13 protein-coding genes and 1 other RNA gene are annotated in these 12913 nt (G+C 70.4%); 11 read left to right on the forward strand and 3 right to left on the reverse strand.

What is annotated here, in order from left to right; all coding sequences use genetic code 11:
* Positions 1 to 58 precede the first annotated feature (58 nt).
* On the forward strand, positions 59 to 1405 hold the full coding sequence (mpl, locus tag PO78_RS08645; protein WP_043743216.1) for a UDP-N-acetylmuramate:L-alanyl-gamma-D-glutamyl-meso-diaminopimelate ligase: 1347 nt from the start codon (positions 59 to 61) through the stop codon (positions 1403 to 1405).
* 61 nt (positions 1406 to 1466) lie between these two features.
* On the opposite strand, the gene PO78_RS08650 is transcribed toward mpl, so the two are convergent.
* From PO78_RS08650 to PO78_RS08660, 3 genes are read right to left on the reverse strand one after another with little or no spacing between them, the layout of a single operon-like run.
* Positions 1467 to 2126 (reverse strand): BON domain-containing protein, encoded by a 660-nt coding sequence (locus PO78_RS08650; protein WP_043743217.1) that lies wholly within the window; start codon positions 2124 to 2126, stop codon positions 1467 to 1469.
* A complete protein-coding gene (locus tag PO78_RS08655; protein WP_004304296.1) occupies positions 2126 to 2719 on the reverse strand; it encodes an SIS domain-containing protein in 594 nt (197 codons plus the stop codon). Before PO78_RS08655 ends, PO78_RS08650 begins: the two co-directional genes overlap by 1 nt.
* A gap of 44 nt (positions 2720 to 2763) precedes the next feature.
* Positions 2764 to 3216 (reverse strand): YraN family protein, encoded by a 453-nt coding sequence (locus PO78_RS08660; protein WP_004304297.1) that lies wholly within the window; start codon positions 3214 to 3216, stop codon positions 2764 to 2766.
* On the opposite strand from PO78_RS08660, the gene rsmI reads away from it, so the two are divergent.
* The 10 genes from rsmI (at position 3215) to PO78_RS08705 (ending at position 12912) form a co-directional block, all read left to right on the forward strand.
* A complete protein-coding gene (rsmI, locus tag PO78_RS08665; protein ID WP_052484390.1) occupies positions 3215 to 4102 on the forward strand; it encodes a 16S rRNA (cytidine(1402)-2'-O)-methyltransferase in 888 nt (295 codons plus the stop codon). The two genes, PO78_RS08660 and rsmI, sit on opposite strands and share 2 nt — an antisense overlap.
* A gap of 74 nt (positions 4103 to 4176) precedes the next feature.
* Positions 4177 to 5217, forward strand: a complete 1041-nt coding sequence (pyrC, locus tag PO78_RS08670) for a dihydroorotase (RefSeq protein ID WP_004304301.1) — start codon at positions 4177 to 4179, stop codon at positions 5215 to 5217.
* Positions 5218 to 5266: 49 nt separating this feature from the next.
* Entirely contained in the window at positions 5267 to 5722 is a 456-nt protein-coding gene (locus tag PO78_RS08675; RefSeq protein ID WP_231570653.1) for a hypothetical protein, read from the forward strand.
* Between the two features lie 40 nt (positions 5723 to 5762).
* Positions 5763 to 6236: RNase P RNA component class A (gene rnpB / locus PO78_RS21875), an RNA gene on the forward strand.
* A gap of 360 nt (positions 6237 to 6596) precedes the next feature.
* The gene (gene mraZ, locus PO78_RS08680; protein ID WP_004304305.1) at positions 6597 to 7040 is read left to right on the forward strand and encodes a division/cell wall cluster transcriptional repressor MraZ; all 444 of its coding nucleotides are present in this window, start codon (positions 6597 to 6599) and stop codon (positions 7038 to 7040) included.
* Positions 7037 to 7972: a 16S rRNA (cytosine(1402)-N(4))-methyltransferase RsmH gene (gene rsmH / locus PO78_RS08685; protein WP_012585949.1), complete on the forward strand. Its 936-nt coding sequence runs from the start codon at positions 7037 to 7039 to the stop codon at positions 7970 to 7972. Before mraZ ends, rsmH begins: the two co-directional genes overlap by 4 nt.
* Positions 7972 to 8238, forward strand: coding sequence for a cell division protein FtsL (gene ftsL / locus PO78_RS08690; protein ID WP_004304309.1), 267 nt, complete (start codon positions 7972 to 7974; stop codon positions 8236 to 8238). Before rsmH ends, ftsL begins: the two co-directional genes overlap by 1 nt.
* Positions 8235 to 10001 carry a peptidoglycan D,D-transpeptidase FtsI family protein gene (locus PO78_RS08695; RefSeq protein ID WP_004304310.1) on the forward strand — a complete coding sequence of 589 codons (1767 nt, stop codon included), beginning with the start codon at positions 8235 to 8237 and terminating at the stop codon, positions 9999 to 10001. Before ftsL ends, PO78_RS08695 begins: the two co-directional genes overlap by 4 nt.
* A 5-nt stretch (positions 10002 to 10006) precedes the next feature.
* A complete protein-coding gene (locus PO78_RS08700; protein ID WP_012585948.1) occupies positions 10007 to 11503 on the forward strand; it encodes a UDP-N-acetylmuramoyl-L-alanyl-D-glutamate--2,6-diaminopimelate ligase in 1497 nt (498 codons plus the stop codon).
* Positions 11500 to 12912 (forward strand): UDP-N-acetylmuramoyl-tripeptide--D-alanyl-D-alanine ligase, encoded by a 1413-nt coding sequence (locus PO78_RS08705; RefSeq protein WP_043743225.1) that lies wholly within the window; start codon positions 11500 to 11502, stop codon positions 12910 to 12912. The genes PO78_RS08700 and PO78_RS08705 overlap by 4 nt, the downstream gene beginning before the upstream one ends.
* Position 12913: the final 1 nt, after the last annotated feature.

Genomic DNA, 12913 nt, shown 5'->3' on the forward strand with positions numbered 1-12913 from the left:
CCATTGTAATACACCCCCGGTTGCGGCCGGATGAAGGCTTAGCGGAGCGCGAACCCCCATGCACATCCATATCCTCGGCATCTGCGGCACCTTCATGGGCGGCGTCGCGCTGCTCGCGCGCGCCGCCGGCCACACCGTCACCGGCTGCGACGCCAACGTCTACCCGCCGATGAGCACGCAGCTCGAGGAGCAGGGCATCGGGCTGATCGAGGGCTACGACACCAGCCAGCTCGACCTCGAGCCCGACATGTACGTCGTCGGCAACGCGGTGTCGCGCGGCAATCCGCTCCTCGAGGCGATCCTCGACCGCGGCCTGCCCTACGTGTCCGGGCCGCAGTGGCTGGCCGAGCACGTGCTCGCCGGGCGCTGGGTGCTGGCGGTCGCCGGCACCCACGGCAAGACCACCACGACCTCGCTGCTCGCCTGGATGCTGGAGGATGCGGGTTTGTCGCCATCCTTCCTGGTGGGCGGCGTGCCGCAGAACTTCGGCGTGTCCGCGCGCCTGACCGAGTCGCCCTTCTTCGTGATCGAGGCCGACGAGTACGACACCGCGTTCTGCGACAAGCGCTCGAAGTTCGTGCATTACCGGCCGCGCACCGCGATCCTCAACAATCTCGAGTTCGACCACGCCGACATCTTCGCCGACCTCGGCGCGATCGAGACCCAGTTCCACCATCTGGTGCGCACCATCCCGGCGAGCGGCCGCATCGTCGCCAACGCCCACGAGGACAGCCTGAAGCGCGTCATCGAGCGTGGCTGCTGGTCGGAGCTGGAATGGTTCGGCGGCGACGGCCGATGGACGGTGGGCACCGGGGCGGACGAGGCCGAGGCGGTGTTCCGCCTCGATGGCGTCGAGCAGGGCCGGGTGCGCATGGCGCTCGCCGGCAGCCACAACCGCGACAACGCGCTCGCCGCGATCGCCGCCGCGCGCCACGTCGGCGTCACGCCCGCGCAGGCGATCGCCAGCCTCGGGCGTTTCGCCGGCATCAAGCGCCGGCTGGAACTGCGCGGGACGGTAAGAGGTGTGAGCGTCTATGACGACTTCGCCCACCACCCGACCGCGATCGCGCTCACCGTCGGCGGCCTGCGCCGGCGCGAACCGCAGGGTCGCATCCTGGCGGTGCTCGAGCCGCGCTCGAACACCATGAAGCTGGGCGTCATGAAGGCGCAGTTGCCGGCCAGCCTCGCCGAAGCCGATCTGGTGTTCTGCCATGCGCACGGGCTGGACTGGGATGCCGCCGCGGCGCTCGCCCCGCTGGGCGCACGCGCGCGTACCTACGATCGCCTGGATGCGCTGGTCGCCGCCGTGGTTGCGGCGGCACAGCCCGGCGACCACGTGCTGGTGATGAGCAACGGCGGCTTCGGCGGCGTGCACCAGAAGCTGCTCGACGCGCTCGGAGCGTAAGTCGCATCCCTGGAAGCGCGTTCGGAAGGACGCCGCCGCCAGGGATGCCGGTCGGGGGCGCTCAGTTACGGCGCGCGCCGGTCGGGTTGTCGAGGCGGCGGGCTTCCTCGTCGCTGATGTATTCGAACACCCGCACGACCTTGCGCACGCCTTGGCTGGTGCGCGCCACCTCGGCGGCGGCGTCGGCCTCGCTGCGGGGGACGATGCCGAGCAGGAAGACGACGTTGGCCTCGGTCACCACCTTGACGTTGTGGGCCGAGACGGCCCCGGAGTCGATCATGCGCGCCTTCACATTGGAGGTGATCAAGGTGTCGTTGCCGCGCGCGGTGAGGCTGGAGTTGGGCGCGATGGCGACTTCGTTGATCACGCCGCGCACATTCTCGACGCCGGCCACGATGCCATCGAGCTGGCCGCGCACGGTCTCGTTGGGCGCTTCGCCGGTGAGCAGCACGTTGCGGTTGTAGGAGGTGACGTTGACATGCACGCTGTCGCCGAGGCGCTCGCGGATGCGCGCCGCCACCTTCCATTCGATCCCTTCGTCCTCGACATAGGTGCCGCTGGTGCGACGGTCGGAGACCATCGCCGCACCCGCGCCGACACCGGTGGCGACGACCGGGAAGCAGCCCTGCAGCAAGGGCAGTGCGATGGCTGCGGAAAGGCCCAGGAGGAGGGTGCGCCGGCTGGACTTCGCCGGTCTGTCGGCGTGTTGGGGTCGGGTCATCAGTCTTCCACTCCGAGTAAGAGGCAGTCGATACCGTCGCACAGGCAGTGCAGGATCAGCAAGTGGATTTCCCGGATGCGGGCAATCCGCTCGGCGGGTGCGCAGAGCAGGATGTCGGCCGGGCCGAGCGTCTCGGCGGTGCGCCCGCCGCCGGCGCCGGTGAGGGCGATCACTCGCATGTCGCGCTCATGGGCGGCGCGGATGGCGTCGAGCACGCGCGCCGAATCGGGGTTGGCGGACAGGGTCAGCAGGATGTCGCCGGGCTGCCCGAAGGCGGCGATCTGACGGGCGAACAAGGCTTGGGTATCGGGGTCGCCGGCGATCGGGGCGAGGCTGGAGCTGTCGGCGCTCAGCGCCATCGCGGCGAGCGCCGGGCGTTCGAGCTCGAAGCCATTGACCAGCTGAGCGGCGAAACGGCGCGCGTCGCCGGCCGAACCGCTGCTGCCGCACACTAGCACCTTGCCGCTGTCGAGCAGGCTGGCGGTGATCAGCTCGACCGCGCCGGCGATCGGCGCGGCAAGCAGCTCGAGCGCCTCGAGCGAGGCGCGCATGTTGTCTTCGAACTGGTGCGAGATGCGGTCGATCAGGTTCATGCGGCAAGCGGCGTCTGCGGGGCGCCAGAGTCTAGCACGCGCTATCAGCCGGCATCGAAGGCCCCCGGGAGCCAGATGATGCGCGCCGGGTCGAGCGCGTCGAGCAGCACCGCGTCGAAGCGGCAGGCTGCGTCGCGAAAGCGCCGCCCGGCGCCGCCCAGCCACCACTGCGCGGCGATCAGCACGCGGCGCTGCTTGGCCGCGGTGATGCTCTCGGCGGCGCCGCCGAAGCGGTTGTTGCGGCGCAGGCGCACCTCGACGAAGACGACGTGGCTGCGGTCGAGGCAGACCAGGTCGACCTCGCCGCCGCGGCAGCGCACGTTGCGCGCGATCACGCGCAGGCCGTGTGCGGCAAGGTGTTCGGCGGCGAGCGCCTCGGCAGCGGCGCCGCGCGCTTGCGCCGGCGTCGGGCGTGCGCCGATACTGTCCGCCCCCGCGTGCGCGCCCCGGGCGTCCTCGCCCGCGCTGCGCGTCCAGCCTCCGGATCTCCCGCCCATGACCGTCTCCGCTCCCTTGCCCGATCGTCCGCTCTCCAGTACGCCGTCATTGTATGTGGTGGCGACGCCGCTCGGGAACTTGCATGACATCACGCTGCGCGCGCTCGCCGTGCTCGCCGCGGTGGACGTGGTCGCGGCCGAGGATACGCGCCACAGCCAGCGCCTGCTCGATGCGCACGGTATCCGCGCGCGCATGTTCGCGGCGCACCAGCACAACGAGCACGAGGCCGCCGGGGTGATCGTCGCCGAGCTCGCTGCCGGCCGCCAGGTCGCGCTGATCACCGACGCCGGCACGCCGGCGGTGTCGGACCCGGGCGCCCGCCTGGTCGCACGGGTGCGCGCCGCGGGGCATCCGGTGGTGCCGTTGCCCGGGCCGTGCGCGGCGGTGGCGGCCCTGTCGGTATCGGGCTTCGCCGAGGGGGGCTTCCGCTTCGTCGGTTTCCTGCCGGCGAAGGCCGGTGCGCGCGCGGCGGCGCTGCGCGAACTCGCCGACGAGCGCGCCGCGATGGTGTTCCACGAGGCGCCGCACCGCATCGTCGAGTGCGTCGCCGACATGGAGCAGGTCCTCGGTGGCGCACGCGAGCTGCTGATCGCACGCGAGATGACCAAGCTCCACGAGCAGATCGTGCGCATGCCGCTGGCGCAGACCGCCGCCTGGTTCGCCGCCGACACCAACCGCCTGCGCGGCGAGTTCGTGCTTGTGGTGGAAGGCGCGCCGGCCGGCGAGGTGGTGGATGCGCGGGCGCGCCGGGTGCTCGATCTGCTGCTCGCCGAGCTGCCGGTGAAGGGGGCGGCGCGGCTTGCGGCCGAGATCACCGGGGCGCCGCGCAAGGGCTTGTACGCGCTCGCGCTCGAGCGCAAGAGCGAGGATTCGCCGCAGGCGTGACGCATGCACGCCCGCGTCGGCCGTGCGCACCGCCGAAGCGCCTATAATCGGCGGGTCACACGAGGAACGCCCCGATGCAATCGATTACCCTGATCCGCCCCGACGACTGGCACCTGCATGTGCGCGACGACGCCGCGCTCGACGCGGTGGTGCCGCACACCGCCGCCCGCTTCGGCCGGGCGCTGATCATGCCCAACCTGAAGCCGCCGGTCACCACCACCGCGCAGGCGCTCGCCTACCGCGAGCGCATCCTCGCCGCGGCGCGCGGGTCGAGGTTCGAGCCGCTGATGAGCCTCTACCTCACCGACAACCTGTCGCCGGACGAGATCGACCGCGCCCGCGCGAGCGGCCACGTGGTCGCCTGCAAGCTCTATCCGGCGGGCGCGACCACGAACTCCGACGCCGGCGTCACCGCGATCGACAAGATCTATGCGGTACTCGAACGCATGGAGAAGCTCGGCATGGTGCTGTGCGTGCATGGCGAGGCCACCGGGGCGGAGGTTGACGTGTTCGACCGCGAGCGCGTCTTCGTCGAGCGCACGCTGTCGCCGCTGGTGCGGCGTTTCCCGGGGCTCAAGGTGGTGTTCGAGCACATCACCACCGCGGAGGCGGCGCAGTTCGTGCGCGCAGCGGGCTCGCACGTGGCCGCCACGGTCACCGCCCACCACTTGCTGCTCAACCGCAACGCGATCTTCGCCGGCGGCATCCGCCCGCACCACTACTGCCTGCCGGTCCTCAAGCGCGAGAGCCACCGCGAGGCGCTGATCGCCGCGGTCACCTCGGGCAACGCGCGCTTTTTCCTTGGCACCGACTCCGCGCCGCATGCGCGCAGCACCAAGGAAAACGCCTGCGGCTGCGCAGGCTGCTACACCGCGCACGCGGGCATCGAGCTCTACGCCGAGGTCTTCGACGCCGCCGGCGCGCTCGATCGCCTCGAGGCCTTCGCCAGCCTCAACGGCCCGGCCTTCTACGGCCTGGCGCCGAGCAGCGACACCATCACGCTGCGGCGCGAGCCCTGGAGCGTGCCGGCGAGCTACCCCTACCTGGGCGAAGATCCGCTGGTGCCCTTGCGCGCCGGCGAGCAGGTGGGCTGGAAGCTGGTGGAAGGGGCCTGAGATGGGTGTCCGCATGCTTGAGACGGGCGCCCGGGATGCGGGCGCGCCCATGTCGATCCGGCGCGGCGTCCGCGGCGGCGCCGGGCGCGCGCTGCGCCGCGGTCTCGCTGCCGTCGGTCTGCTCGCCGTGCTGGCGGGTTGCGAGAACAGCGCCACCGCCTACATGATCGAAGGCAACCAGCACGCGCTGATCCTGGTGCGCGAGCAGAAGTTCTTCTGGGATGACGAGTTGCGTCAGGCGATGGTGGTGTCGCGCCTGCCCGCCTGTCAGAAGCGCATCCGCATCCATCCGGGCTCGGCGACCCTCGTCGAGATGAAGATCTACGCCGCCGGAGACGGCCTGTGGGCGCTGCACCAGGGCGCGCGTTGGTATCTCGCCGGTACCGAGGAGTGCCGCGTGCAGGACTGGGACAATCCGGGTGACCGCCCGCCCGGAGCCCTCGTCGGCAGCTTCGTCCTCAAGGACGGCGCGCCCGCCTTCGTACCCGCGCCCGCCGCCAAATAAGCCGGGCGACGCCCTGCCGGCACGCGTATAATCCGGGCCGGAAGTCCGCCAGGCAGTCGCTGCGCACCTCGTCGTGCGTGGAGGAAAGTCCGGGCCCCGCAGAGCAGGATGCCGGCTAACGGCCGGGCGCCGTGAGGCGACGGAAAGTGCAACAGAGAGCAGACCGCCGATGGCCCGGACTTCGCTGCCGCAAGGCAGCAGAGTCCATTTTGAAGAGCTTGCTCTTCAATGGGTACAGGTAAGGGTGAAACGGTGCCGCGGCTTGCGCGAGCAAGCTGAGGGTCGGTGCGCAAGCATCGGCAGGTAAGAGCTCACCGCAGGACTGGCAACAGGACTGGCACGGCAAACCCCATCCGGGGCAAGGCCAAATAGGGGAGCATCGGCGTGGCTCGCGTCGCTCCCGGGTAGGCTGCTAGAGCGCCACGGCGACGTGGCGCCCAGAGGAATGACTGCCCGATGTCACCGGTCCGCCGGTGGCGTTCGACAGAACCCGGCTTATCGGCGGACTTCCCACTTCTTCCCCTGTTTCCGCCCGCGCATGCCCCCTCTGCGAGCGGAAGGCAGCAGCGTTCTCCCCCATCCGCTCGGAATCCGCCAGTGCGAGCAGGCCGGATTGCACCGGCATTCCCACTTTTTCCCACTGCGCCCTTTGCGCGGCCCGATTTCGCGTGCCGCGCGAACGTCCATGCGCATCTCCCTTGATTTTTCAGGATTTATCCGTGTCTTGGCGCAGAGCGGTAAGTCATTGTGCAACAAAGGGATTCCGATCTTGCAGCCTTGACCCGGTATGGCCTTTCCTCTAAAGTGGGTTCAAGTGGAAAAAAGTGGGGAAAAGTGTCGTTCCGATGCTTTCCCGAAGCCGTCAGGGGGTTCGATGTTCCAGGGAGCGGTGGCGCTCAATCTCGATGCGAAGGGACGCCTTGCGATTCCCGCGCGGCATCGTGATGCCCTGGCCGTCGACAACGGCCAGGTGGTGCTGACCGCCCATCCGCACGGCTGCTGCCTCGTCTATCCCGTCCCCGCCTGGAATCCGATCCGCGACCACGTGCTGCGCGCACCGAGCCTGGATCCGCAGGCGGCGATGCTCAAGCGCCTGCTCGTGGGCTTCGCCCAGGAAGAGACGCTCGACGCCGCCGGTCGCGTGCTGGTGGCGCCCTCCCTGCGCAAGTTCGCCGCGCTCGAGAAGCAGGTTTGGCTGGTCGGCCAAGGTGCGCACTTCGAGCTGTGGTCCGACGAGCGCTGGGAGAAGCAGCAGCAGGCGATGCTGGAACTGGTCAATACCGGCCTGCCGCCCGGGTTCGAGAGCCTCGCGCTGTGAACCTCGCCGATGCCCACGTCAGCGTCCTCCTCTCCGAAGCGGTCGACGCGCTTGCGATCCGGGCCGACGGCTTCTACGTCGACGGAACCTTCGGGCGCGGCGGCCACAGTCGCGCGGTGCTCCAACGCCTCGGACCGCAGGGGCGGTTGATCGCCTTCGACCGTGATCCGCTGGCGATCGCTGCCGGGCAGGGGGTGGGCGACGCCCGGCTGACGCTCGTGCACTCGGCGTTCAGCGCGCTCGACGACGAGCTCGCGCGCCTGGGCGTGCAGGCGGTGGATGGAGTGCTGCTGGACCTCGGGGTGTCTTCGCCCCAGCTGGACGACGCTGCGCGCGGGATGAGCTTTCGCTTCGACGCCCCCCTCGACATGCGCATGGATACGAGCCGCGGGCAGACCGTGGCGGAGTGGCTGGCGGAGGCGTCCGTCGGCCAGATCACGGAGGTCATCAGGGAATATGGAGAGGAACGGTTTGCTCATGCGATTGCAAAGGCGATTGCAAATGCTCGGGCAGGGGGGGCTGTCGCAACCACTGGACAACTTGCCGCGCTCGTGGAAAAGGCGGTCCGCACGCGCGAGCCGGGGCAGCACCCGGCGACACGCACCTTCCAGGCTCTTCGGATTTTCATCAATCAGGAACTCGAGGAGCTGAGCCGCGTGCTGCCCGTCTGCGTGTCCCGGCTGCGGCCGGGTGGGCGCCTGGCGGTGATCAGCTTCCATTCGCTCGAGGATCGCATCGTGAAGCGCTTCATGCGTGACGAGTCGCGTCCGCCGGTGCTGCCGCGCCGGCTGCCGGTCAGGGCGGCGGATCTGCCCGCGCCGCGCCTGCAGCTCGTCGGCAAGGCGATGCGCCCGAGCGAGGCCGAGGTCGCGGCCAACCCGCGCGCGCGCAGCGCGGTGCTGCGCGTGGCCGAGCGCACGGAGGCGCCCTGATGGTGCGCATCGACGCCGTCCTCGTCGCCCTCGCCGTCGCCAGCGCGCTCGGCGTCGTCGCCTCCCAGCACCAGGCGCGCCGCCTCCATGGCGAGTACGAGCGCGAGCAGGCGCGCGCGCAGGCGCTCGAGGTCGAGTGGGGCCAGCTCCAGCTCGAGCAGAGTACCTGGGCGACGCACGGTCGCATCGAGAAGCTCGCCCGCGACCGCCTTCACATGCAGTTGCCGCCCGAAGGGCAGGTGCTGGTCGTGGAGCCTCAATCATGAAAAAGCAACGTGCCGTCACCTTCAATCACAACCCGCTGCTCAAGCGCGAGTTGCCGGCCTGGCGGCCGCGCATCATCATGCTCGCACTGATGGGTTGTTCGCTCGCACTGGTCGGACGTGCGCTCTACCTGCAGGGGGTCAATAACGACTTCCTCCAGGCCAAGGGCGAGTCGCGCTATGCGCGCGTGCTCGAGGTCCCCGCCACCCGCGGCCGCATCACCGACCGCCACGGCGACATCCTCGCGGTGAGCACGCCGGTGCGCGCGGTCTGGGCCCTGCCCGCCGATGCCCGGCTGGAGCCGGCGCAGGTGCGCGAGCTCGCGCGCCTGCTCGAGATGAACGTCGGCGAGCTCAACGCCAGGCTCGCCGCGGGGCGCGACTTCGTCTACCTCAAGCGCCAGGTGCCGCCGGAGGTGGCGCAGGCCGTCGCCGACCTCCGCCTGCCCGGCATCCACCAGGAAAAGGAATACCGTCGCTACTACCCGGGTGGCGAGGTGATGGCGCACATCCTCGGCTTCACCGATCTGGAAGATCGCGGCCAGGAGGGGATCGAGCTCGCCTTCGACAAGCGCCTGTCGGGCCGTGCCGGCGCGCGCCGGGTGATCAAGGACCGCCGCGGCCAGATCGTCGAGGACGTCGAGGCGATCCGTCCGCCACGCGATGGCGACGAGGTGGCGCTGTCGATCGACGGCAAGATCCAGTATCTCGCCTGGTCCGCCCTGCGCGAGGCGATGGAAGAGCACAAGCCCAAGGCCGCGGCTGCGGTGGTGCTCGACGTGCGCACCGGCGAGGTGCTCGCCCTGGTCAATGCGCCGACCTTCAACCCGAACAATCGCGCCAACCTCACCGGCGCGCAACTGCGCAACCGCGTCTTCACCGACGCCTTCGAGCCCGGCTCGGTGATGAAGCCCTTCATCGCCGCGCTCGCGCTCGAGCGCGGCAAGGTCAAACTCAATACCCCGATCGATACCGGCAACGGCCGCATGACGATCGGCACCGCGACCATCTCCGACACCAAGCGCCACGGCGTCATCACCATGGCGCAGGTGGTGCAGAAGTCCTCCAACATCGGCACCGTGAAGATGGCGCAGCAGCTCGGCGCAGAGGAAATGTGGCACCTCTTCGACCAGCTCGGCTTCGGCACCCCGCTCAACCTCGGCTTCCCCGGCGAGACTTCCGGGCGGCTGCGTCCCGCCAAGACCTGGCGGCCGATCGAGCAGGCGACGATGTCTTACGGGCACGGCATCTCGACGAGCCTGATCCAGATGGCGCGTGCCTACCTCGTGTTCGCGCGCGAGGGCGAGCTGGTGCCGCTGTCGCTGACCCGGGTGGACGGCACGCCGAGTTCCGGGCGCCGCGTGTTCTCGGCCGACACCGCGCGCCAGATGCGCACCGTTCTGGCGATGGCGGCGGGTCCCGGCGGCACCGCGATCCGCGCCCAGGTGCCCGGCTACACGGTGGCGGGCAAGACCGGTACCGCGCACAAGCTCGAGGATGGCCGCTATGCGCGCAAGTACATCTCGTCTTTCGTCGGCTTCGCCCCGGCGAGCGATCCGCGCATCGTGGTCGCGGTGATGGTGGACGAGCCTTCCGCAGGCCAGCACTACGGCGGCACGGTCGCCGCGCCGGTGTTCTCGCGCATCACCGAAGGCACGCTGCGCACGCTCGGCGTCGCCCCCGACATGCCCTTGACCCCGCTCCAGCTCGCTCGCCGCGGCGGCGACGAGGCAGCGAGCGAAGGCAGCAGCCGGGAGAGCATGTGAGCGCCATGCAAGCCCTCGCGGTGCTCGATCGACTGCGTGCGCTCGGCGTCCACGCCGACGACATCACCGCCGATTCGCGCAAGGCCGGCCCGGGTTGCGTGTTCGCGGCCTGGCCCGGCCAGCGCACCGATGGCCGCCGCTTCCTCGCCGATGCAGTCGTGCATGGCGCCGCCGCGCTGTTGTGGGAGGATGGCGACGGATTCTGCGCGCCCGCGCTCGCGGTGCCCGGTTTCGGCGTGCGTGGCCTGCGCGAGCTCGCCGGGCACCTTGCCCACGAACTCCACGGCCGGCCTTCGCAGTCGCTTTGGCTAGCCGGCGTCACCGGCACCAACGGCAAGACCACCGTCTCGCAGATGCTCGCGCGTGCGCTCGGCGAACTCGGCGAGCGCTGCGGCATCGTCGGTACGCTCGGCTGCGGGTTCCCCGACGCCCTCGAGGAAGGGCTCAACACCACGCCCGACGCGCTCGAATTGCAGCGCTGGTTTGCGCGCTTCCGCAACCAGGGGGCGGTGGCCGCGGCGATGGAGGTGTCTTCGATCGGGCTCGACCAGGGGCGGGTCAATGGTGCGCAGTTCGACGTCGCGATCTTCACCAACCTGAGTCGCGACCACCTCGATTACCACGGCACCATGGAAGCCTACGCCGCGGCCAAGGCGCGCCTGTTCGAGCGCCCGGAGCTGTCGGCCTGCGTGATCAACATCGACGATCCCTGGGGCCTGGCGCTGGCGCGCCGGCTCGTCGTCGAGGGGCGCGCGGTGATCGCATGCACCCTCTACGCCGCCAACGCCGACGCGGTGCCCGGCGCGCGCGTGCTGCGCGCCGATCGCCTGCAGGCGGCGCCCGCAGGACTGCGCTTCACCCTCGTCTGGGAGGGGCGGGAGGCCGAGATCGGCGTGCGCATGGTGGCGCACTTCAACGTCTCCAACCTGATCGCGGTTGCGGGCGCGCTGCTGGCGCGCGGCATCGCCTTCGACGAGCTGCCGCCGGTGCTCGGTCGGCTGGCGCCGCCGCAGGGGCGCATGCAGCTCGTCGGCGGGGTGTGCGAGCCGCTCGTGGTGATCGACTACGCGCATTCGCCCGATGCCCTCGCCAAGGTGCTCGAAGCCTTGCGCGGCACGGTGCATAGCCGCCGCGGCCGCCTGGTGTGCGTGTTCGGCTGCGGCGGCGACCGCGACCCGGGCAAGCGCCCGATGATGGGCGAGATCGCCAGCGCGATCGCCGATCGCGTAGTGATCACCAGCGACAACCCGCGTTCGGAGGATCCGCAGCGCATCGTCGAGGCCATTGCCGCCGGCGCCGGCGCCGCGGCCGAATGCGTGGTCGACCGCGCGCAGGCGATCACCCGCGCGGTGGGCGAGGCGCGGGCCGACGACGTCGTGCTGATCGCAGGCAAGGGCCACGAGCCGTACCAGGAAATCCTCGGCCAGCGCCTGCCTTTTTCGGACCTGGAGCAGGCGAAGCGCGCGCTCGCCGCCTGGCATGCAAGGGAGAATGGCCGATGATGAGCCTGCACGACGCCACGCGCGCACTCGCCTGCCATGGTGCGCGGGCGACCGGGGAAGGGCGCTTCGACAGCGTCGGTACCGATACCCGCGCGCTCGCGCCCGGGCAGCTCTTCGTCGCCCTGCGCGGCGAGCGCTTCGACGGCCACGACTTCGTCGCCGATGCGGCGAAGGCGGGCGCCGCCGCGGCCATGGTCGATGCCGCCTGGAGCGCCGGCAAGGCCGATGCCGGCCTGCCCCTGCTGGTGGTGGACGACACGCGGCGTGCGCTCGGCACGCTCGCGGCGGCTTGGCGGGCGCGTTTCGCGCTGCCCCTGATCGGCGTCACCGGCAGCAACGGCAAGACCACGGTGAAGGAGATGTGTGCCGCGATCCTGCGCGTGCAGGCGAGCCGCGACGGCTTCGGCGAGGAGTCGGTGCTCGCTACGCGCGGCAACCTGAACAACGACATCGGCATGCCGCTCACGCTGCTCGAACTGCGCGACTTCCATCGCGCCGCGGTGATCGAGATGGGGATGAACCATCCCGGCGAGATCGGCTACCTGAGCGCGCTCGCCCAGCCCACGGTGGCCCTGGTGAACAACGCCCAGCGCGCCCACCTCCAGGGCATGGGCTCGGTCGACGAGGTCGCGCGCGAGAAGGGCGCGATCTACGAAGGCCTGGGCGGGGCAGGCGTGGCGGTGATCAACGCCGACGATCCGCACGCCGGCTACTGGCGTTCGCTCAACGCCGGGCGGCCGATTGTGACATTCGGTATCGACCATCCGGCGGACGTGTCCGCGCGGTGTACCCTGCGCGGCCTCGGCTCGCGGCTCGAACTCGACATCCCGCAAGGGAAGATCGATTTCGCCTTGCAGGTGCCGGGTCTGCACAACGTGCGCAACGCGCTCGGCGCGGCGGCGGCCTGCCTCGCGGCAGGGGTTCCGCTCGAGGCGGTGGCCGAGGGACTGGCGGGTTTCGCCGGCACCCGCGGTCGCCTGCAACGCCGTGCCGGGCCGCGGGGCGCGCTGATCCTGGACGATTCGTACAACGCCAATCCGGATTCGGTACGCGTCGGCATCGACGTGCTCGCCGCCATGCCGGGCCATACCTGGCTGGTGCTCGGCGACATGGGCGAGGTCGGCGAGACCAGCGCCCAGGTTCACGACGAGGTCGGTGGCTATGCGAAGAGCAAGGGCATCGACGGCCTCTTCGCGCTCGGCGAGATGAGCGCGGTGGCGGCGCACAACTTCGGCGAGGGCGCGCGCCATTTCACTTCGGTGGAGGCGCTGGTCAAGGCGCTCGTGCCGCGCCTGGATGCGGACTCGGTGGTGCTGGTGAAGGGCTCGCGCTTCATGCGCATGGAAAGGGTGGCGGATGCGCTTGCGGCAGTGCACAATCCGGCCCCTTCAACGGAAACCGGCTCCTGAC

The sequence above is a fragment of the Thauera sp. SWB20 genome (assembly GCF_000831325.1).
Taxonomy (GTDB): domain Bacteria; phylum Pseudomonadota; class Gammaproteobacteria; order Burkholderiales; family Rhodocyclaceae; genus Thauera; species Thauera aminoaromatica.

Coding starts and splice junctions, on each gene's coding strand:
- mpl (WP_043743216.1), top strand. CDS start 59: ATGCACATCCATATCCTCGGCATCTGCGGCACCTTCATGGGCGGCGTC.
- PO78_RS08650 (WP_043743217.1), bottom strand. CDS start 2,126: ATGACCCGACCCCAACACGCCGACAGACCGGCGAAGTCCAGCCGGCGC.
- PO78_RS08655 (WP_004304296.1), bottom strand. CDS start 2,719: ATGAACCTGATCGACCGCATCTCGCACCAGTTCGAAGACAACATGCGC.
- rsmI (WP_052484390.1), top strand. CDS start 3,215: ATGACCGTCTCCGCTCCCTTGCCCGATCGTCCGCTCTCCAGTACGCCG.
- PO78_RS08660 (WP_004304297.1), bottom strand. CDS start 3,216: ATGGGCGGGAGATCCGGAGGCTGGACGCGCAGCGCGGGCGAGGACGCC.
- pyrC (WP_004304301.1), top strand. CDS start 4,177: ATGCAATCGATTACCCTGATCCGCCCCGACGACTGGCACCTGCATGTG.
- PO78_RS08675 (WP_231570653.1), top strand. CDS start 5,267: ATGTCGATCCGGCGCGGCGTCCGCGGCGGCGCCGGGCGCGCGCTGCGC.
- mraZ (WP_004304305.1), top strand. CDS start 6,597: ATGTTCCAGGGAGCGGTGGCGCTCAATCTCGATGCGAAGGGACGCCTT.
- ftsL (WP_004304309.1), top strand. CDS start 7,972: ATGGTGCGCATCGACGCCGTCCTCGTCGCCCTCGCCGTCGCCAGCGCG.
- PO78_RS08695 (WP_004304310.1), top strand. CDS start 8,235: ATGAAAAAGCAACGTGCCGTCACCTTCAATCACAACCCGCTGCTCAAG.
- PO78_RS08700 (WP_012585948.1), top strand. CDS start 10,007: ATGCAAGCCCTCGCGGTGCTCGATCGACTGCGTGCGCTCGGCGTCCAC.
- PO78_RS08705 (WP_043743225.1), top strand. CDS start 11,500: ATGATGAGCCTGCACGACGCCACGCGCGCACTCGCCTGCCATGGTGCG.